Below are 20,613 nucleotides of genomic sequence, written 5' to 3' on the forward strand. Positions count from 1 at the left end.
CTTTTTTGAGTGTCCCCGAAAGCTTGGTTATAAGCCCCCTTCGGGGGTTTGGGGGTTAAAACTTCGCATTAAGGTTAAAACCAATACTACGCGTTGTTGGCAAACCAGTTGATTCCATTCCGACAAGGTTGTCTGACGAATACCCAAATGAATCTGGATCAATGTTGTCAACCCACTTCTTAATCAAAAATACGTTGTTGGCAACTGCACTAAGCTTTAGGTTTTTAACTGGGAAGTTTTTCGGCAAAAAGCGGGTAAAGTCGTATCCAGCAGTGATTTGGCGAAGCTTCCAGAAGCCTCCATCATAAACAACTGGTTCAATAAGTGCCAGTGAGCGAACGACTGACCAATAATCTTGAACAGGAGCTTTGACGGTGTTTGTCTCACCTCTTGCGTTAACTCCAACGCCCAATACACCACCTTCGCGGCCCACTAGGGTCATTTTGTGCAATCCATGGCGTACTGCGTTGAAGTTAGTACCCGAAAGCATCGTGTTGCCAAGTTTGAAATCAACCAAGAACGACAGGTTAATACCTTTGTAATTGAAAGCGTTGTTGATACCACCGTTCCATTTTGGTAAAGCAGAGCCGTACGAAATAAGGTCGTCGGTGCGAAGCGGGATACCGTTGCCGCCAAATATCATTTGTCCGCTGGCATCGCGCTTAAAGCCAAAACCATAAATCTGACCCATTTCTTGACCAACCACTTGACGAAGTTCCCCGTTGAAAACGTGCGTACCTACGGTGATACGTTCGCCTGGCGTGTCAGTCAAGAGGCTTAATACTTTGGTTTTGTTGTATGAACCATTCAAGGTCAAATCCCATTGGAAATTAGGCGTTTTTACAGGAACAAGATTCAACAACATTTCAAAACCACGGTTTTGGCTTTTTCCGCTGTTGATAAGGGTCGTAATAAAGCCTGAGGCATCCGAAATTTGTGCCGATACAATTTGATCATTGGTGATTTTGTTATAAACCGCGGCATCCAACGAAACGCGGCTATCAAACAATTTGAGCTCTAACCCAAGTTCGGTTTCGGCCGTACGCATAGGGCGGAGGTTGGCGTTGGGAAGCGTAGTTGTTCCTGAAGAACCACCCACAGGCTGCCCGCCGAAGAGGTTGGCATTGATACCGTAAAACAAGTTGTTTGAGTAAGGGGATACGTCGGTATCGCTTCCCACTTCAGCATAAGCAGCGCGGAGTTTTCCAAAGGTAAGCCAAGTAGGAACACTGTTGAATGCTTGTGAAAATACAAAACTTCCTGAAACTGAAGGATATAAAATGCTGCGGTTGGCGGGAGAAAGGGTTGAAAACCAGTCGTTACGCGCAGTAGCGTTGACAAACAAAACATTTTTGTATGAAAATTCTGCCGAACCATACACCGAGTTAACTGCTCGCTCCGAAAGCCCATAAATAGGGTCTTTTACCCGTCCGTTCATCACGGTATATAAACCTCTTACGACAAAGTCTTGGACAAGTACGCTGTTTAAATCCGAACGACGGTACATTTTGTTTCCACCCAAGTTGAAATCAACCCCAAAATCACCAAACTTTTGGGTACCAGAAATCAAGATGTCGGTATTAATTTCTCTAAACCGTCTTGACTCTTGGGTATAGGTACCATTTACAAAACCTGATGGCGCGGCGGCAATAGAAGCTTGGCCTGTTGGGAAGTTGTTGTAATCCTGATCGCGCGACCAAAAATCTTGCCCCACACGACCTTGGACAAACAACCATGGAAGCAGGTTGTATTTTACCGAAATGTTGCCAAAAATACGGTCGCGTCTAATATTTTGAAACTGTTCAGAAAGGGTAAAGTAAGGGTTGGTACGGTTTTGGAATCGCGAATAGATGTACTCATTTCCTGCTGCGTTGAATTTCTTCGCTTCCAACAAATCCAAAGGCATAGAGTTGGCTAGGTTGTAAAGCGCCGTCGGAATAGAGTTATCTTGGTTGGCGATGTTCGGTGGGTTTTTGTTGTACTCGTTCGAATAGTTGATGTTTCCTGAAAAACTCAATTTTTTTGATAACTCGTAAGAATACCCAAGGTTGATGGTTTTGCGGTTAAAACTATTATTGGGTACAATTCCTTTACTGTCCATGTTAGCAAACGAAAGGTTAAAGCCACCTTTGTCACTGGCCGAGGACAAGCTAACGGTGTTGGTAAAATTTGAACCGTTGCGGAAAAACTTACGAATACGGTTATAGACAGGCACGTATGGAACGGTTACGTTGTCAAACAACACCTGCGTCATACCTGGTTGGAATTTTTCCCCAAACGACCACTGACCTGAGGTTGGGTTGGGGGTCGTTGGACGAACGCCGTTTTCACCTTGGCCGTATTCGTACTGATAATCCGTAAAATCAAGCGGTGTTTCGTTCGTATAGTTACTGTTAAAACTCACGCCGATACCCTTGCCACTACCCTTTGTTTTGGTCGTGATCATAAGTACCCCGTCTTTTGCCCGTGAACCGTATAATGCGGCAGCAGTAGCACCTTTGAGGACAGTCATACTTTCGATGTCATCGGGGTTAATGGACGACAAACCATCGCCACCGTCTGAGGTATTTCCCCCGCCTCTTACGCCAATCGAGTTGTCGGCGGCGGCATTTCCAGGGTTTGTACCAAAGTTAGTGTTGTCGATTGGGATACCATTGACGACAATAAGCGGGTTATTTTGCCCAGAAATAGAAGATTGACCACGGATACGAATCTTAGAAGTTCCCGCGGGTCCAGTTCCTAATCCCGAAATATTTACCCCCGCAATTTTGCCTTGCAGTGAGTTTATAAAATTGGGCGTACGATTTTCAGTGAGCGCGTCAGCGTTGATAGTTGCTGTAGCATAACCAAGTTTTTTCGCTTCTTTTTTGATACCCAAGGCCGTCACTACGACTTCGTTGAGGGCCTCGGCACTTTCTGATAGCGAAATGTCAATGCGAGTTTGGTTCCCTACTGAAATTTCCTTTGAACCATAACCAATAAAGCTAAATACAAGGGTTGCGTTATTGGGAACAGAAAGGTTATAATTTCCACTGCCGTCGGTAGATGTTCCTGTGGTACTTCCTTTTACAACAACTGAAACTCCTGCGAGGGGAGATTTGTCGGCGGAATTTGTCACCGTTCCGCTAATTCGATTTTGGGCCCAAAGTGTGGTTGTGAGTGCCAGAAAAGTCATCATGACTAAAATGACTTTGGGCAAGAGTAGAAATTTTCTCATCTTCATGTTAAATTGTTGGTAAGTTAAAAGGGTATGTTGAACAGAACTGATAGGATAAAGAACTGAGTGCAAAAAAATAGCAGAGTAGTGCAAAAAACTTCTACGAATGGACGATGTAGGATTTTGTAATATTTTGATGATTTATTTAAAAAATTTAATAAATAGGTTTTCTGTAAATGAATAAAACCACACTGACCCATCTCCCTTCTTCCGAATTTTCCCACATTAGGGAATTGGTTCGTGTTAAGAATCAGACAGTTAAACTGAATGATTGGCCTGTGCAAGTGAAAGGTGGAATCTATATTTTGTGTGTCTTAGAAGGGAAATATGAGTGGATTATTGAGCATCATCGTTACGTTTTATACCCCAATGATGTCGTTGTTTTATGCCCTTGGCAGCAGCTTGGGAGTCCCACAAATACCTTAGAAATTGGAAGTTTTGTTTGGCTAAAACTAGAACCAGCCATTTTTGAGCCCACAAAAGAGCTACAATTGGGCAGTTGGTCGGCGATTCACGAGAACGAACAAAAGCTAATGGGGCGTCTCATGGGTACGCACGCCCCGATGGTGCTGAACCAACTGAAACAAGTCAATGAGCTGATTACAAAAATTGAGCAAGAACTAAAACAACTAGAGTTTGCTTACCAAACCCGCGTGAATCAACTGCTGGATGAGCTATTAGTAACGATTGTACGGCAGCAAAGTCAACAACAAAACCAACGACGCGATTTTCCGCAAGCATTTGAACAACTCGAAAAAATGCTTCGTCAAAGCTTGGATCACCCTTGGACGGTGGAAGAAATGGCGACCGTCGTAGGGTTGGGAAGTACGGCTTTTACCGAAAAAGTAAAGGCGTATTCGGGCTTTTCTCCGCTTAACTATCTGATAAATATTCGTATTGCTGAGGCAATGCGCCAACTCCGCCAAACCGATAAAAGCCTGACAGATATTGCCCTCGATACAGGTTTTTATTCATCTCAACATTTTTCTACGACTTTTAAGAAACTAACAGGCTATACCCCTGGGCATTATAGAAAACGCCAAACGGGGGACAACTAATTTTATTTATTTATATCAAAAATCTATATGGAGTGTGTCATAACCATTGATATTGGTACTACAAAAGTCAAAGCATCGGCATTTGATTTTTCAAATAATTTGATTGGCGCGCGGCAAGGGTCGTACCCAACGTTTCATCCTCAGCCTGATTATAGCGAACAAGACCCAGAACAGATATTTTTGACAGTTTTGTACGCGTTAAAAGGACTAATTAACGACGAACTTTCCAAAAAATATCGTCCAGTTGCCTTGGTTTTTAGTGCTTCGATGCACAGTGTGTTACCCATCGACAAACACGGTGTGCCGCTTCGTAACGCCGTCATTTGGGCTGATAACCGAGGTCGTGATGAAGCAACTACCCTTAAAAATTCTGAGCTAGGGGTGAAGTTATACGAACAAACAGGCACCCCGATTCACCCCATGTCGCCTTTGGTCAAAATTCGGTGGTTTGGGACAAACTCCCCAACGGCTTGGTTTGAAAAAGTCTTTAAGTTTATTTCTATCAAAGAGTATATTGTTTATCAATTGACTGGTCAGCTGGTGGTTGATCATAGCTTGGCGTCTTCCACTGGCTTGTTTAATATTCATCATTTGTCTTGGGAGTCCTCGGCGCTTGATTTCGCTGGAATTAAACCGCAGCAGTTGTCAGAACCAGTAGCCATTGATTTTGACGAACTTAAACTTAAAAAAGAATACCTGCGGCTATTCCGTTTGCCCAATACCCTCAAAGTGATTGCAGGGGCGAGCGATGGCTGTTTGGCAACGCTTGGGGCAGGCGTAGTGACAGAAGGAGACGCTACCATTACCATTGGGTCGAGTGGTGCTGTGCGGGTAGCGGCTAAACAGGTGTTGGTGGACGAAAAACAGCGTTTTTTTAACTATATCCTCACCGAAGGAACTTACATTTCGGGCGGGCCGACTAACAACGGCGGCGTGGTTTTTGAATGGTTTGTTCAGCAATTTGGGGCATCTGGACTCCATTTTGACATGGACTATGCCGTACAGCAATTGTTAATGGAAGCCGAACGCGTTCCAGCGGGAGCGGGGGGGCTTTTATTTTTGCCCTATTTGTTAGGCGAACGTGCTCCGTTGTGGAATGCCAATGCCCGAGGTGCTTACATGGGCGTAAATATTACGCACGAACGTCGGCATTTTATTCGGGCAACCGTCGAAGGTATTGTATATGAGGTATATAGCATTGGCAAATTGCTGCAACAATACCGCTCGATTGAAAATCTGTATATCAACGGAGCCTATGCTACGCTGCCGTTGTTTGCCCAAATTCTGTCGGATGTATTTGGTAAAACGGTATATATCAATGACAAACACGATAGCGCAAGTGCAGGTGCGGCATTGTTGGCTTTGACAAAACTTGGAAAATATGAAGACTTAGTGGCAGCCGCCCAAACCATCAAATCGGTAGAAACGTATTCTGCCAATGAGAAAAACCATAAACGTTATGGACAATTTTCTGAAATTTTTGACCGACTAAGCCATAAATTAGCCGATGATTTTGACGCATTGGTGGCTTTGCAAGGGTAATTATGAGTTGGCATGATTTATGATAGACATTGTTGAGTGTTTATAACTAATCATGTCAACCTCAACGACCCATGAAAAAATTAATCATCTCTTTTTTGATTGTAATCGCTACCATCATTGCCGTTTGGGGGCAAGATTCAACTTCGGTTTTATCAAAATCTGAGTGGCGTGTGTCAACCAATGGTAAAATTGAGCGTTTGGTCAATGAACATTGGGAGTCTGCTTCGGTTCCTACTTCGCAGACATTTTCTTCTTTGTACCTGTTTTCGGCGGATTTTGGCTGGGCTGTGGGTAAAAACGCCACAATATTGCGCTGGGATGGCGAACAGTGGAGCGAAGTATTGGTTTTTGCCAACGAAGATTTGAACTCAGTATTTTTGCTGAGTCGAGATGAAGGTTGGGCTGTGGGCAATAAAGGCACTATACTTCGCTGGAACGGTATAAGTTGGGACGAAGAAGTGTCGCCAATTACCGAAAATTTAGTCCGAGTAGAGGCAATTCCGACGGGTGGGGTACAGATTTTCGCCGAAAATGGAGTACTCCTTCATCGTTTGGGAGAAAATTGGCAAGTACAACCCGCTGCCTCCTTGAGCTCAGTTAAATTGTCAGCTTCTGCAAAACACATCGAGTAAGGCGTTATTTTAAGAAGTTTTTAGCCTCTTTGAGCGTGCCTTTGTATTCTGCCAAATCACTGACGATTTTGTAATACTCGGTAGCTTTTCTTTTATCTCCTGCCCGAATGGCAATTCGTGCCAAACCTGCATACGCAAAGGCTTGGTACTCTTTGGTATATTCTTCGTCGCGCGGCTGACGAATGGCCGTTAAGTACAATCGTTGAGCAGCTTGGTCGTTGCGTGATTGTTTTTCGAGGTACATTCCTTCCAGTGTGTGTGAAACGAGTGAAAAGAACGACTCGTTTCGTTTTTTTAATTTTTCAATAAAAGGTTGAGCCTCGTCGTATTTTCCCAAAAGAAGCAATGCTTCGGTGTGTTTCATCAAAAAAATGGGATTGTTGGGGTACTTTTCTACGAGATTCCCCAAGTAGCTACTGGCTTTGTCGTAACGCTGCTCGTGTTTAAGGTAGATACGGGCCAAGTAAAACGAAGATTCGGTGCGCGTGAACATCCCTTTTTTGGACGCAATGTCCATTTGTCGAAGCCCTTCCTCGCGGTTACCGTCTTTGAAAAACAGCACAACGGGTTTTACGATTGGATGGTCTTCGGGGTAGCGAATCATGTAGTAATTGTAAAGACCAGAGGAAAAATAAAACTCAGGATTGTTATTCATGTATTTGAATCCTGACATGACATAATCGTAGGCTTTTTTTGCTTCACTGGCAGCCTTCATTTTTTCATCATTGTAGTTGTGAATCAACGCAATATATCCATGTCCCGCCATTGAGAAAAACGCAGCTTCGGGACGTGTTTTTTCGTTTTTTTCTAACACTTTTGCTTTGGCAATACATTCCTCAAGGAGTTTTGCGTACTGCCCACTCATGGCTTTATTGTCTTTTACGGGTAAGTATTGCCATTGCATTTGCATGGCTTTGAGCATGGCATTCACGGGGTGGTTAGGATATTTGGCACGTATTTGACGAGCAACGGGTTCTACTGCCGCAAATTCATAATTGTAAATACGGTCGATGGCTTCCAGTACCAATTCTTGCGTGGGCGTATCGTATAAAATTTGTGCGCGGACAGGAAGTGGAGGGAAAGATAAGGCGATGAATAAAAAAATAACCAATTGAGTAACTACTAAAAACATTCGTTTCATGGAGCTGTACCTGCGAAATAGATAGAAAATGCTATTTTTGAGCGTAGGGTTAGAAACCTTTCGCTTTGGTTCTAACGTTAGACAACCAACAAAGAGTTTATTAACTTCTGTTTTTTTGATAGATAATTATTTTCGATGATTCACTACGACCATTTTACCCTTGACAACGGGCTCAAAGTATTTGTCCACGAAGACCACACAACTGCTTTGGCCGCTGTAAATATTCTCTACAATGTGGGTTCTCGCGATGAAGAGGAAAAACGTACTGGTTTTGCCCACTTGTTTGAACATTTAATGTTTGGGGGGTCAAAAAATATTCCATCCTACGATGAGCCACTTCAAACCGTAGGCGGCGAAAACAACGCATTTACTTCGGCTGATATTACCAATTACTACATCACCCTACCCGCTGTTAATCTCGAAACTGCTTTCTGGTTGGAATCAGACCGAATGATGAGTCTATCTTTTGATCCAAAAGTACTCGAAATTCAACAAAAAGTGGTGGTGGAAGAGTTTAAACAGCGCTATTTGAACCAACCCTACGGCGACGTTTGGTTGAAACTTAGACCATTGGCTTATCAAGTACATCCGTATCGTTGGGCAACAATTGGCAAAGAAATTAGCCATATCGAAGAGGCTACGATGGAGGATGTCAAAGCGTTTTTCTACAAATATTATTTGCCAAACAATGCCATCATGGTTGTGGCAGGGGATGTCACTGTTCCACAAGTGAAAGCATTGACCGAAAAATGGTTTGGTTCTATTCCTGCGGGGGAGCAATACGTACGCAATTTACCTGCCGAACCACTCCAAACGTCGGCACGTTTTTTAGAAACTGAAGCCAAAGTGCCGCTGAATGCGCTATATAAAACGTACCACATTCCTGGGCGTTTTGAGGACGACTTTTACACGGCCGATTTATTAAGTGATATCTTAGGAAGAGGAAAATCGGCGCGTTTGTACCAAAAACTACTGAAAGAAAGACAGTTGTTCTCCAATATCAATGCCTACAATACCTCGTCCATTGACCCAGGTTTATTAGTAATTCAAGGAAATCTCAATGCTGGAGTAACGTTGGATGAAGCCAATGCTGCCGTGGAGGATGTTTTGCAGGAGTTGGTGGAGGTTGCGTTGGATGAAAAAGAATTGGCAAAAGTGAAAAACCAAGCAGAGTCAACGTTGGCGTTTTCGGAAGTTGAATTACTCAATCGTGCGATGAACTTAGCCTATGCCGCTAACGCTGGGAATCCAGATTTAGTCAATCAAGAAGCGGCTAAAATTCAGGCAGTAACGGCCAAAGACATTCAAGAAATGGCCCAAAAAGTGCTTTCTAAAAACAATTGTTCAACGATGTATTACCGCGCAGTAAACTAACAAACGTATGAAATATAGAATTGGACAAGGCTACGACGTGCATCAATTGGAAGAAGGGCGAGATTTTTGGTTGGGTGGAATTAAAATCCCCCACACCCACGGAGCCAAAGGTCACTCCGATGCCGATGTAGTTTGTCACGTGCTGTGTGATGCCCTCCTTGGGGCGGCCAATATGCGCAATATTGGGTACCATTTCTCGGACAAAGATCCCCAATGGAAAGGCGTTGATAGCAAGTTGTTGTTGGCGAAAGTCATGGAAATGATTCGTGAAAAAGGCTACGAAGTTGGGAACGTTGACGTGACAGTCGTGCTTCAAGAACCCAAACTTAATCCGCACATTCCGACGATGAAGGAATGCCTTTCGAAGGTCATGGCCATTGATATTGAGGATATTTCTATAAAAGCCACTACTTCTGAGCATTTGGGTTTTGTTGGAAAAAAAGAAGGCATTGCCGCCCATTGTGTTGCGTTGATTTATAGTTAGCAATTTTTGATAAATATGAAAATGTAAACACATAGTCCATATAGAATTTTTCACATAGCGCACAAAAGACTGTCTATGTTTACTATGTGTTTATCCTACTATTTTCTATGTGTTTTAAAAAAAACGTTACCATATCGTGCATTTAACCATACATCCGTGTAGCACATGCTATGTTTGAAGAAGCAAAAGTTTTTGTAACGCAAATTGAAAGTTATCTAAATTCCTTGACACAAAAATAATGATGAAAAAACACTTCACCTTTCTGTATTTATTGGGCTCACTTAGTGCTGTTGCTCAGACCAACGGAGGACAAATTGAGCAACCTCTAGGTTTTGAAGAATACGACCCCGTCTCGACGCTGAAAGTATCGGAACATAAGCTTACGCGTTCTAAATACCCTTTTATCGACATCCACAACCACCAATACAGCATGTCAAACCAAGATTTGTCAAAATTGGTGGCTGAGATGGATGCTTTGAATATGGGTGTAATGGTAAATTTGAGCGGACGCGGATGGTCGCAGCAGTGGGAAGAAGGAACAACGACTATAAAAGGAATGCTTGACAACGTAAAAAAGAATTATCCTAAGCGTTTTATGGTGTTCACCAACCCTGAATTAAAAGGAGTAGGTTCGCCAGGCTACGGTGAGAGAGCCGCCAAACAAGTTGAGGAAGACGTGAAAGCGGGAGCGGTAGGGATGAAAGTATATAAAAGTTTGGGTTTTAGTGGAATAAAAGATACCGATGGAAAACGCGTAGCCGTAAGTGACCCGCGTTTAGACCCAATCTGGGCAAAGTGCGGAGAACTTGGTATCCCCGTCATTATTCACACAGCCGACCCTAAATCGTTTTGGGATCCCCTCGACCGATACAATGAACGTTGGTTAGAGCTTAAAACCCACGCAGGACGCAAGCGTGGTAATAACGACCCCGTTCCGTTTGATTCGTTGATGAAGGAACAACACGCGGTTTTTGCGCGTCATCCCAAAACCAAATTTATTAATGCCCACATGGGTTGGTATCCTAATGATTTGCGAAAACTAGATAGTTTGATGACCCGTTTTCCAAATATGTACGTGGAAATTGGCGCTGTTATCGCCGAGTTGGGGCGTCAACCCCGCGCGGCTAAGCAGTTTTTTGTAAAATGGCAGGATAAAATTCTTTTTGGAAAAGACAGTTGGGTTCCTTCTGAGTACGCTACGTATTTCCGAGTACTAGAAACGGAAGATGAATACTTTCCCTACCACAAAAAATACCATGCTTTCTGGCGTATGTACGGCATGGGTTTGCCTGACGAAGTGCTGAAAAAAGTGTATTATAAGAATGCCATCAAACTCATTCCTGCCATTGATAAATCGCAGTTTCCTGAGTAAAAGAGACGAGGTCAGACCGTTGGTCAGACCTCGTCAGACCAACGGTCACAAGGGAAACAGGGTCAGACCGACGGTCAGACCGCATAAAAATTAAAGAATCAGGTCAGACTTTGTCTAACAAATAAGATAAAACCAGGTCTGACCTGGTAAAACGCATCGGGTTGTGAGCAACCCTCTGCACTTCAATTAATTAAGATAAAACAAGGTCTGACCGTTGGTCTGACCTTGTAAAACTCGACACTCAAAAATGTCTCAAACCCTTGCCTCCGTCCAGACTTTGCTCCAAACTCGGGGATATATTGCCGACGAGTACGTGGCTATGTCGGTCTATTTAGCCATGAAACTTCGTAAACCCTTGCTCATTGAAGGGCCAGCGGGAGTCGGAAAAACGGAGATTGCAAAGGTGATGGCGCAGGCACTGGAAACAGAACTGATTCGTTTGCAGTGCTATGAAGGATTAGATGCAAACCATGCTATTTACGAGTGGAATTATCAACATCAATTGTTGTATTTGAAAGTAGCACCCTTGCCCCCAACGGGAGAATATAGCAATGAAGACCCTTTTGGGAAGATAGAAAATACGCTGTTTAGCGAAAAATTTTTGCTAAAACGACCGTTATTAAAAGCGTTGACGCAACCGAAAGCACCTGTGCTTTTGATTGATGAAGTAGATCGGGCAGACGAAGAATTTGAAAGTTTTTTGCTTGAGATGCTGTCGGACTGGCAAATTACCATTCCAGAAATTGGTACAATCAAGGCAACGCATATTCCCCACGTAATTTTGACAGGAAACCGTACCCGCGAACTTTCGGAGGCACTTCGGCGTCGGTGCTTGTATTTGTGGATCGATTATCCGCCGTTTGAAAAAGAACTAGCCATTGTCAAATCAAAAGTGGAACAAATTGACGCTACGCTTGCGCGTCAGATTACGGCGTTTATGCAAGAGCTTCGCCAACAGCGACTTAACAAAGTACCAGGCATCGCCGAAACCCTCGATTGGGCCGAAGCATTGGCGGGGATGCACATCCAACACCTCGAAAAATCGTTGGTGGAATCAACCCTAGGCGTAGTGCTAAAAGATTGGCAAGATATTCGTCAGACCCAGTTGAGCTTGTCGGAACTTTTCGAGAAAGTAGGAATCAAGTCGAAGTGGGAGGACGCTTAAAAATTGTATAAGCCGATAAAATCGCCCATTTTTGTGCGTAAAAATTGCAAGCATTATGCAACTTTCAGCCCAAAATATCCAGCAAATGATAAATTGGGTGACAATATAAAAACAGCCTCGGAGAGGCAAAACCTTTGTAGAAACAGAAAAAAAACTCCCAAAACCCCATTTGGGCGGCGGACGTTTGGTGAAAATTGAAAACATACTGAATCAATTATAAAAAATGCAAAAGAAAATCGTTCGCGTAGGCGATATTGAGTGCGGAACCGACGAGTTGTTCTTGATTTCGGGGCCATGTGTCATTGAAGACGAGAAAATTATGATGACCGTGGCTGAACGTTTGAAAGAAATTTCGGAACGTTTGGGAATTAAAATCATTTACAAGTCTTCGTTTATGAAAGACAACCGCAGTAGCCTAGACTACTACATGGGGCCTGGATTGGAAGAAGGAATTCGTATTTTGGCAAAAGTGAAGGAGCAATTCGGCTTCACGCTTTTGACTGACGTACACTATCCTGAACAATGTGCGCCCGTGGCCGAAGTGGTTGATGTACTTCAAATCCCTGCGTATTTGTGTATGCAAACAACCCTCGTGGTGGCCGCTGCCAAAACGGGTAAAGTGGTGAATTTGAAGCATGGTCAGTTCTTGGCGCCTGAGAATATGAAGCACCCTGTGAAGAAAATCGAAGACAGTGGCAATGACAAAATTATCTTGACGGAACGTGGCTATACGTTTGGATACAACGATTTGATTGTGGATCCACGTAGTTTTTACCACATGAACAAAACGGGTTATCCTGTCGTATTTGACGTGACCCACGCCATTCGTAAGTATGGTATTCCGTCGAAAGACAGCAAGGGAGGCGCGCGCGAGTATTTGCCAGTTTTGGCACGTGCGGGCGTGGCAGCAGGGGTAGATGGTCTTTTTGTAGAAGCACATACTTGCCCGTCTGAAGCCCTTTGCGATGCCGCTAGTCAGTTGGATATTAATTACTTAGAAGAGTTTTTGAAGCCGTTGATTGAATTGCACAACGTAGAAGTAAAATACCGTGCTTCGGCTCAAGAATTGGCTTAGTCGTTGTTAAACCTATGAGGTTTTATCATAAAATTTGTCAAAAACCTCATAGGTTTAAGTATAAAATTTACTCTGCGGTGATGCTGTCCATCGGGATAGTTTGGTTTCTATCCCACAACGCCGTGACATTTACAATTTTCCATTTACCGTCTTGTTTTTCCATAATACGGGTTTCGGTACTGTGAATAAAATGCTTCATTTTCTTGTCGGCATTGTACTGGTGCCAAATTAAATAAGCGACATTGTCGCCGAAAAACTTCACAATCATTCCTTTGCGAATCACTTTCGGGTTATTACTACCGCCTTGTCCTACTTTGTTGTCTTCAATATACCGTCCAATTTTATCGTCCACCTCATTCCAGCCGATTTTGGGGTCGAATGCACCGCTTGCATCACTCCAAACTTGAAAAGCATAATTGGCTTGAATGAAATTTTCTTTCCAACAATTGTAGTCACCGTTAAAAAAACAGTTCGTTTCGTTTTCAATCGTTTGCAAAATCGCTTTTTTCTCTTTTTCCTCGTCTAGGTTTGAAGTAGCCTTGCTATCGGCAGTTTGACATGAAGAAAAAGCACACAAAAACAGACGGAGAGCGTACATGACAGTTTTCATAATTTTGGAAGAGTTTAGATGAAAGAAAATGAATTTACCTTCGCTTCTAACAGGGTGTGTACGAAAACTTTACCGTCAATTGATAGGTTGAACTTCTGTTTAATTATTCATTTTTCCTAATAAAATGCAATATGTTTTTGAAATAGTTATTTTTTAGAAAAGACTCACTCGTTCTAATACCCTTTCGGAGGCCAAACGAAGCTGAAATTGCTTGGGTGTTTCTCCCACTTCTTTCTTAAAAAGCCGAACGAAATAGGAGTAATCGTCATAGCCTAAATAATCGGCAACTGCATTTACCGAAGTGTCGCTGTGGACTAGCATTCGTTTGGCTTCGATGATGGTGCGATTTAAAATCAGCTTACCTGTACTTTGGTTGAGATTCTGTTGGCAAATTCGGTTCAAATGCCGCGTTGTCATATTCATCAAATCAGCATACTCTTTGGGAAATTTTAACTGCCGAAAGTTTTCTTCAATCAGTTTTTCTAATTTTTTGATTTGAATGTAGTAGTGAGAATATTCCTCTCCTTTTTTACGATTATCTGAGTAAACCCGTGCCAATTCGATGTAAAGCACGTCTATTAATGAAATAAGTTTTGGAGATTTGAACGGAAGTTCGTACCGCGACTCCTCATAAATCCACTGAAAAATAGGAGAGAGGGCTGATTGTTCTACGGATGTAAGATAGATGACGGGGTAGTTGGTTTGCAGATAAAAGAAAGGAAAATCACTTATTCTTCGAGTTAAAAAAGCATTATTATAAAAACCTTCGGTATGAAAAACGACAAACCCGTCGGCATCATCTGACAAATTCCAACAATGCACTTGACCAGGAGTGAGTAAAAACAAACTGCCAGGTTGTACGGGATAGGTTTGGAAATCAATTTCGTGCGTACCTTGGCCAGAAGTAAAGAAAACAGTTATGTAGGTGCTATGTTTATGAGGGTGGTTGACAAATTGGTGAGTAGCTAGGTGTTTTTTTAGGTTATTGACATACAACACCTTGGAGAGGTCTGCTTCGGTAAACTCGGTGATGCCATAAATAGGAATATCTTTCATGTTGATTTTAATGATGTCTGTATTGTCCTATTTTTTGCTACAAAAATAAACCAAATCTTTCTACTCTTGACTTTATTTTTGTATTTCAAAAAACAAATACATCCATGTCACTGATTCATGTAGTTCAAAATAAGTGTCCCAAATGCCACCAAGGCCAAGTTTTTTCAACCAATAACTTACTTTCATTTCGTCCTGCAACGATGAAAGAGAATTGTCCACATTGCGGGCATAACTTTAGCAAAGAACCGGGGTTTTATTGGGGGGCGATGTACGTTAGTTATGCCCTTGCTACCTTCGAAATGGCCATCGTTTATGCCATTTGCATTCTAATATTTAAGGTTGACGCCTTGGCCATTTCGAACCTAATAGCGAGTATCGTTGCCGTTTTAGGATTATTTCCGTTCAATTTCAGAATGGCGCGCTTGCTTTGGCTTTATTTGTTTTCGGGCGTAGTGGAATAAAAGACTACTGATTGGCGTATTTTTCCCATTTCTCCAGTACTATCCTAAAATCCTCTGGCAGTTCGGAATCAAACTGTAGCCACTGCTTGGTACGAGGGTGCTGAAAGCCGAGCGATTTGGCGTGAAGCGCCTGCCGAGGCATAATCTGGAGACAATTGTCCACAAAAGCTCGGTAGCTTCCGCTCGTCGTACCGCGCAAGATTTTATCGCCGCCATAAACAGGATCACCGAAAAGCGGATGACCCAAAAACTGAAAGTGTGCCCTAATTTGGTGCGTTCGACCCGTTTCTAATTTGCATTTGATGAGCGATACATATTTATAGGTAGCAAGTACTTCGTAGTGGGTAACGGCGTGCTTGCCCTGACTTCCATCGGTATAAACGGCCATTATTTTTCGGTCGCGGGCACTTCTGCCAATGTGCCCCACAATTGTCCCTTTTTCGTCTTTAGGAATTCCCCAAATGATGGCATAATAGGTACGCTCAGTGGTGTGTTCAAAAAACTGTCGGGCCACGTGGGCCATTGCATATTCGGTTTTGGCAATAACCAAAAGACCCGACGTGTCTTTGTCGATTCGGTGAATCAGGCCAGGGCGCGCTTCTCCGTTTCGCCCCGTAGGCAAATTTTCAAAATGATATAAAAGTGCATTAACCACGGTGCCGTTCCAGTTGCCGTACGCAGGGTGCACAACCATCCCTGCGGGTTTGTTGAGCACCAGTACTTCGGGGTCTTCGTAGGTGATTGAAAGCGGAATATTCTCGGCCAAAATCTCCGTAACCCTCGGAGGATGTGGCATCGCAATCGTTATAATATCAAACGGTTTTACTTTATAGCTTGACTTTACAGGTTTATCATTAACTTTGACCGATTCAGTCTCAATCGCATTTTGAAGCTTAGTCCGTGTGACTCCCGAAAGATGATGTTTGAGGTAGTGGTCGATTCGCATCAAGGTCTGACCTTTGTCGGCCACAATGCGGTGATGCTCGTAATATTCTTCTTCCTCGTCTTCGTTGGGGGGGAGCTGATTTTCTGACATTGAATTTTTTGTTATTTTTCGCAATAAATTCCCAAGGCTCACGTTTCTTGGGCGGTAACTACTCTAACTAATTAACAAACATTATGGACTACAATCAAGGACAAAAGAATGACCGCAAAAGCCTGCTCCTTGCTGCACTAGCGATTTTAGCGCTACTCAACGTGGTGTTAATTTATTTTTTCTACAAAGAACGGGAAAAGAATAAAGAACAAGAAACGGTGATTGCGGCAAAAACGGAAGAAGTCGTGGCTACCAAAATGAAACTTGACTCAATTTCGGCTCAACTAGACCTGAAAATCGCTGAAATTCAGCAGTTAGGAGGACAAGTTGATTCATTGATTACGTTGAAACAACAACTTGACCGCGATCGGGCTGCGTTGAAAAATTCAGCAACGGCAGCGTCGGTAGATGTGTCAAAATACAAACAAAAAATTGCCAATTACGAAGCAATTTTGGCCCAGAAAGACCAAGACATTGCAAAGTTGAAAGAGGAGTTGGGTATCGTAACCGCTCAAAATCAAGAACTTTCGAGCAAAGTGTCGGGACTTGAGGGTGAAAAAGCAACGCTTCAACGTACATTTGAGGACTCAGTCGGTAATTTGAGTACCAAAAATAAAGAACTCTCTGACAAAGTAACGATTGCCTCTGCGTTGAAAGCCGAAAAAATTGAAGTAAATGCAGTTTCTTCAAAAGGTAAAGAGCGCGACGGCGGAAGCTACCGCGCAAAACGCATTGACAAGTTGAAAGTGGATTTTGATTTGGCGGGCAATCCAATTGCGAAAAACGGAAACCGTGACGTTTATTTAAGAATCTTGGATCCTGAAGGAGCAGTTATGGCAGACATGGCGACGGGTTCAGGTACGTTTTTGTACAGTGGTCGCGAGACTGTATATACTGCAAAACAATCCCTTAACTACAGCAATGACGGTTCGCAAGGGTCTATCATTTACTCAAGAGCAGGTGTGCCATTGAAAAAAGGCGAACACACGATTGAGTTGTATTGTGAAGGTTTCCGCATCGGTACCACGACTTTCAAAGTCAAATAAGCTGGAAGTTTCGCAAGAAATTTTAACTTTGCACTAAATTTTAAACTTTTTTCACCAAATTTTTGTAGAAAATTCAACTATTCGTTAGTTTTCGCATCAAACACAAGATTACCATAATTTAATTATTGAATGGCTCAACAACAACGCAGACCTTTTCGCCCAGTAAGACAAGAAGAACCGTACCGTATTAATGAACGTATCCGTGTACCACAAGTGCGGATGGTTGGAGAAAACGTTCCACAAGGAATTTTTGACATCCAACAAGCACTTAAAATGGCGGAGGAACAGAACTTAGACTTGGTAGAAATTTCGCCTAATGCTGTTCCACCTGTTTGTAAGGTCATTGATTACTCAAAGTTCAAGTACGAGCAAAAGAAAAAGCAAAAGGAAATCAAAGCCAATGCTCAGAAAGTTGTGATTAAAGAGATTCGCTTTAGTCCAACGACTGATGATCATGATTACGATTTTAAATTGAAACATGCACTTAACTTCCTCAAAGAAGGAGCAAAAGTAAAAGCGTATGTGCAATTCTCTGGTCGTGAGATTGTATTTAAAGACCAAGGCTATAAACTTCTTGAGCGTTTTGCTAAAGCATTGGAAGAGGTGGGGAAAGTAGAACTTGAACCAAAATTGGAAGGTAAACGCATGAGTATGATTTTGACGCCCAAGGCGTTGAAAAAGTAGTTGCGTATCATCTATAACTTTAAAAAGCGTGAGCCCATTTCGGTCTCACGCTTTTTTTATAACTGATAAAAAATGGCTTTGTACAGCACACTTCATCAATGGACTCGTAAGGCTTGGTGGTTATGCCTTGCCTTGACTGCTTTGGGTACTGCAATGGCCCAACCCAATGCTCAAAAACTCGCTACGCTAGACTCCTCTTTAACCTTACTCCACCAACGTGGCATGTTGAATGGGACATTTTTGGTGGCTAAAGAAGGAAAAACGGTGTATAAAAAAGCGTTTGGAACGGTAGCTGCCAACGCTACTCAATCCTTGACAACGGCCTCCGCCTTCAACCTAGCTTCGGTTTCAAAGCAGTTTACGAGCATGATGGTTATGATGCTCAAAGAAGAAGGAAAACTCAACTACGATGATAAGCTAAAACACCACCTGCCTGATTTTCCTTACGATACCATCACGATTCGGCATTTGTTGAATCACACCCACGGGTTGCCCGAGTACTTCGATTTGGCAGCGCAGTATAACACCACACTTGATACCTTAACAAATGAAGGTGTCTTGAAATTGCTCAAAAATCACCGTCCGCCGTTGCAGTTTCAACCCAATTCCCAATTTTCGTACTGCAATACGGGATATATTTTGTTGGCCTGTTTAATTGAAAAATTGACAGCTGAGCCTATTCAGCGCTATTTTGAACGGAAAATTGTGCAGCCGTTGGGATTAAAAAATACCTACATCTACACCCTTACCATGCCCAAATCGCCCGAAAATAGGGTCTATGGTTCAAAACGTGTCAACGGAAAATATGTACCAAATGATTTGATACGTTTGGATGGCGTTTGGGGAGATGGCAACGTGTATTCTTCTGTCGAAGATTTGTTGATTTGGGAACAGGCATTGTTGACCGAAAAACTGATTAAAAAAGCGACGCTGCAAGATGCTTTTAAGCCTGCCAAACTCAACGATAGCTCGTTTTCGTGGTATGGCTTTGGGTGGGGGTTAGATAAAGAAGGATTGAAAGTTTCGCATACGGGAGGTTGGGTTGGTTTTCAAACGATTATTGAACGGCACCTGGCGCAGAAATGGACGTTTATTGCCCTCACGAGCTCGGAAGACGGAACGGCGATTCGGGTAGCGCAACAGATTTTAGAAGGAAAAATTGCCAAACTCCCTACCACTGAACTCATTACCAACGCCAAAATCGTGGACGGGACGGGCCTCGCCTCTTATGCTGGTGCTGTTCGTATAAAAAACAATCGAATTTGGGAAGTTGGTGATTTGCAGCCCTACGTGGGAGAAAAAGTAACCGATGCCAACGGGTTGGTGTTAGCCCCTGGGTTTATTGATGCCCACAGCCATCATTTTGGCGGACTAGAAAACCGCCCTGATGCCGAAGCCTTGGTGAGTCAGGGAATTACGACTATTGTGATTGGGCAAGATGGAAGTAGCTATCCGATTGACACCCTCCAAAAGCGAATGAAGCAACAGCCCGTGGCAGTCAACGTGGCCACCTATACAGGGCACTCTACCCTACGTGCCAAAGCGATGGGGGCGAAAAGTTTGTTCCGAACCGCTAAAACCGACGAAATTGAGAAAATGAAGCGCGAACTCAAGTCCGAAATGGAAAAAGGTTCGTTGGGGTTGGCGACGGGATTGGAATATGAATCGGCGTTTTTCTCCAACCGTGATGAGGTGCTGCAATTGGCCAAAGTCGCAGCCAAAGCGGGCGGAAGATATATGAGCCACATTCGTAGCGAAGACATTGGGTTTGATGAAGCCTTGGACGAAATTATTGAGATTGGGCGGCAAACCAACATGCCTGTGCAGATTTCTCACATCAAAATCGCCAAACGTGATCAGTGGGGGCGTTCGCGGGAAGTGTTGGGGACATTGCAAAAAGCCCGAGCGCAAGGAATCAACATCACTGCCGATTGTTATCCCTACGATTTTTGGAATTCGACCTTGCGGGTGTTGTTTCCAAAACGGGATTATACCAACGCCGAAAGTGCCGAATTTGCCGTTAACCAATTGTTTGACCCTTCTGGTTCGGTATTGGTGAGGTATGCCCCCAACGCTGCGTACGTGGGGAAAACCATCTCAGAAATTGCCGCTATCCGAAAAGAAACAACGTCCAAAACGCTCATGGGACTGATTGCGGAAGCGGCTGATTTTGACGAAAAAAATCCTGATTTTAAGGGAAGTACCGAAACCATCATGGGAAAATCTATGAGTGAAGAAGACGTCGCCAATTTTTTGGCGTGGCCCTTCACGACGATTTGTTCGGATGGCGGTTGGGGCGGGCACCCGCGAGGGTACGGGGCGTTTACTCGGGTGTTGGGAAACTATGTTCGTGAAAAGAAACTCATACTCCTAGAAACGGCGATTCAGAAAATGACTTCCTTAACGGCAGAAAACCTAGGGATTCGGCAAAGAGGACTCATTCAACCCGCTTTTTATGCCGACTTGGTATTGTTTGACCCCAATGTGGTCAACGGCAATGCGTCCATTCAAAACCCAACGGCTCTTTCTTCGGGCATCGAACGGGTTTGGGTCAATGGCGAAGAAGTATATCACACCCAAAAATCGACAGGGAAGCGGTCTGGGGTTTTTATTGGGAGGGGAAAATGATTACTACGCTTTTGGATTAGCCATTAATGCCG

General features: G+C 43.3%; 17 protein-coding genes. 12 read left to right on the forward strand and 5 right to left on the reverse strand.

Annotation, left to right across the window (positions count from 1 at the left end; translation table 11 throughout):
• Positions 1-55: 55 nt before the first annotated feature.
• Positions 56-3,217 carry a SusC/RagA family TonB-linked outer membrane protein gene (locus tag DTQ70_RS08765; RefSeq protein ID WP_122930466.1) on the reverse strand — a complete coding sequence of 1,054 codons (3,162 nt, stop codon included), beginning with the start codon at positions 3,215-3,217 and terminating at the stop codon, positions 56-58.
• 176 nt (positions 3,218-3,393) lie between these two features.
• Here DTQ70_RS08765 and DTQ70_RS08770 point away from each other — a divergent pair, with 176 nt between their 5' ends.
• The 3 genes from DTQ70_RS08770 to DTQ70_RS08780 all read left to right on the forward strand — a co-directional run bounded on the left by DTQ70_RS08770 (position 3,394) and on the right by DTQ70_RS08780 (position 6,449).
• Positions 3,394-4,275, forward strand: coding sequence for an AraC family transcriptional regulator (locus DTQ70_RS08770; RefSeq protein WP_122930467.1), 882 nt, complete (start codon positions 3,394-3,396; stop codon positions 4,273-4,275).
• 27 nt (positions 4,276-4,302) lie between these two features.
• A complete protein-coding gene (locus DTQ70_RS08775; RefSeq protein WP_122930468.1) occupies positions 4,303-5,817 on the forward strand; it encodes a gluconokinase in 1,515 nt (504 codons plus the stop codon).
• Between the two features lie 71 nt (positions 5,818-5,888).
• Complete coding sequence (locus tag DTQ70_RS08780; protein WP_122930469.1) at positions 5,889-6,449, forward strand: hypothetical protein; 561 nt, start codon at positions 5,889-5,891, stop codon at positions 6,447-6,449.
• 4 nt (positions 6,450-6,453) lie between these two features.
• On the opposite strand, the gene DTQ70_RS08785 is transcribed toward DTQ70_RS08780, so the two are convergent.
• The gene (locus tag DTQ70_RS08785; RefSeq protein ID WP_229600098.1) at positions 6,454-7,590 is read right to left on the reverse strand and encodes an ABC transporter substrate-binding protein; all 1,137 of its coding nucleotides are present in this window, start codon (positions 7,588-7,590) and stop codon (positions 6,454-6,456) included.
• Between the two features lie 135 nt (positions 7,591-7,725).
• Here DTQ70_RS08785 and DTQ70_RS08790 point away from each other — a divergent pair, with 135 nt between their 5' ends.
• The 5 genes from DTQ70_RS08790 (at position 7,726) to kdsA (ending at position 13,060) form a co-directional block, all read left to right on the forward strand.
• A complete protein-coding gene (locus DTQ70_RS08790) occupies positions 7,726-8,964 on the forward strand; it encodes a pitrilysin family protein (protein ID WP_122930470.1) in 1,239 nt (412 codons plus the stop codon).
• Between the two features lie 7 nt (positions 8,965-8,971).
• Positions 8,972-9,448, forward strand: a complete 477-nt coding sequence (gene ispF / locus DTQ70_RS08795) for a 2-C-methyl-D-erythritol 2,4-cyclodiphosphate synthase (RefSeq protein ID WP_122930471.1) — start codon at positions 8,972-8,974, stop codon at positions 9,446-9,448.
• 241 nt (positions 9,449-9,689) lie between these two features.
• Positions 9,690-10,820, forward strand: a complete 1,131-nt coding sequence (locus DTQ70_RS08800; protein ID WP_122930472.1) for an amidohydrolase family protein — start codon at positions 9,690-9,692, stop codon at positions 10,818-10,820.
• Between the two features lie 247 nt (positions 10,821-11,067).
• Complete coding sequence (locus DTQ70_RS08805; RefSeq protein WP_122930473.1) at positions 11,068-11,985, forward strand: MoxR family ATPase; 918 nt, start codon at positions 11,068-11,070, stop codon at positions 11,983-11,985.
• A gap of 223 nt (positions 11,986-12,208) precedes the next feature.
• Positions 12,209-13,060 (forward strand): 3-deoxy-8-phosphooctulonate synthase, encoded by an 852-nt coding sequence (kdsA, locus tag DTQ70_RS08810; RefSeq protein ID WP_122930474.1) that lies wholly within the window; start codon positions 12,209-12,211, stop codon positions 13,058-13,060.
• Positions 13,061-13,127: 67 nt separating this feature from the next.
• Here the strand turns inward: kdsA and DTQ70_RS08815 are convergent, their stop codons facing one another.
• Positions 13,128-13,670, reverse strand: a complete 543-nt coding sequence (locus DTQ70_RS08815; RefSeq protein WP_122930475.1) for a hypothetical protein — start codon at positions 13,668-13,670, stop codon at positions 13,128-13,130.
• A 153-nt stretch (positions 13,671-13,823) separates the two neighbouring features.
• The gene (locus tag DTQ70_RS08820) at positions 13,824-14,726 is read right to left on the reverse strand and encodes an AraC family transcriptional regulator (protein ID WP_122930476.1); all 903 of its coding nucleotides are present in this window, start codon (positions 14,724-14,726) and stop codon (positions 13,824-13,826) included.
• A 104-nt stretch (positions 14,727-14,830) separates the two neighbouring features.
• On the opposite strand from DTQ70_RS08820, the gene DTQ70_RS08825 reads away from it, so the two are divergent.
• On the forward strand, positions 14,831-15,187 hold the full coding sequence (locus tag DTQ70_RS08825; protein ID WP_122930477.1) for a DUF983 domain-containing protein: 357 nt from the start codon (positions 14,831-14,833) through the stop codon (positions 15,185-15,187).
• A gap of 4 nt (positions 15,188-15,191) precedes the next feature.
• Here the strand turns inward: DTQ70_RS08825 and DTQ70_RS08830 are convergent, their stop codons facing one another.
• Positions 15,192-16,223, reverse strand: coding sequence for an RluA family pseudouridine synthase (locus DTQ70_RS08830; protein WP_122930478.1), 1,032 nt, complete (start codon positions 16,221-16,223; stop codon positions 15,192-15,194).
• A gap of 83 nt (positions 16,224-16,306) precedes the next feature.
• Between DTQ70_RS08830 and DTQ70_RS08835 the strand changes: the two genes are divergently transcribed.
• The 3 genes from DTQ70_RS08835 (at position 16,307) to DTQ70_RS08845 (ending at position 20,581) form a co-directional block, all read left to right on the forward strand.
• Positions 16,307-17,269 carry a hypothetical protein gene (locus DTQ70_RS08835; protein WP_122930479.1) on the forward strand — a complete coding sequence of 321 codons (963 nt, stop codon included), beginning with the start codon at positions 16,307-16,309 and terminating at the stop codon, positions 17,267-17,269.
• A gap of 129 nt (positions 17,270-17,398) precedes the next feature.
• Entirely contained in the window at positions 17,399-17,953 is a 555-nt protein-coding gene (gene infC / locus DTQ70_RS08840) for a translation initiation factor IF-3 (protein WP_051397838.1), read from the forward strand.
• A 72-nt stretch (positions 17,954-18,025) separates the two neighbouring features.
• Positions 18,026-20,581, forward strand: coding sequence for a serine hydrolase (locus tag DTQ70_RS08845; protein WP_122930480.1), 2,556 nt, complete (start codon positions 18,026-18,028; stop codon positions 20,579-20,581).
• The last annotated feature ends 32 nt before the right edge of the window (positions 20,582-20,613 follow it).

Origin of the sequence: Runella sp. SP2 (genome assembly GCF_003711225.1) — a bacterium.
Lineage (GTDB): Bacteria > Bacteroidota > Bacteroidia > Cytophagales > Spirosomataceae > Runella.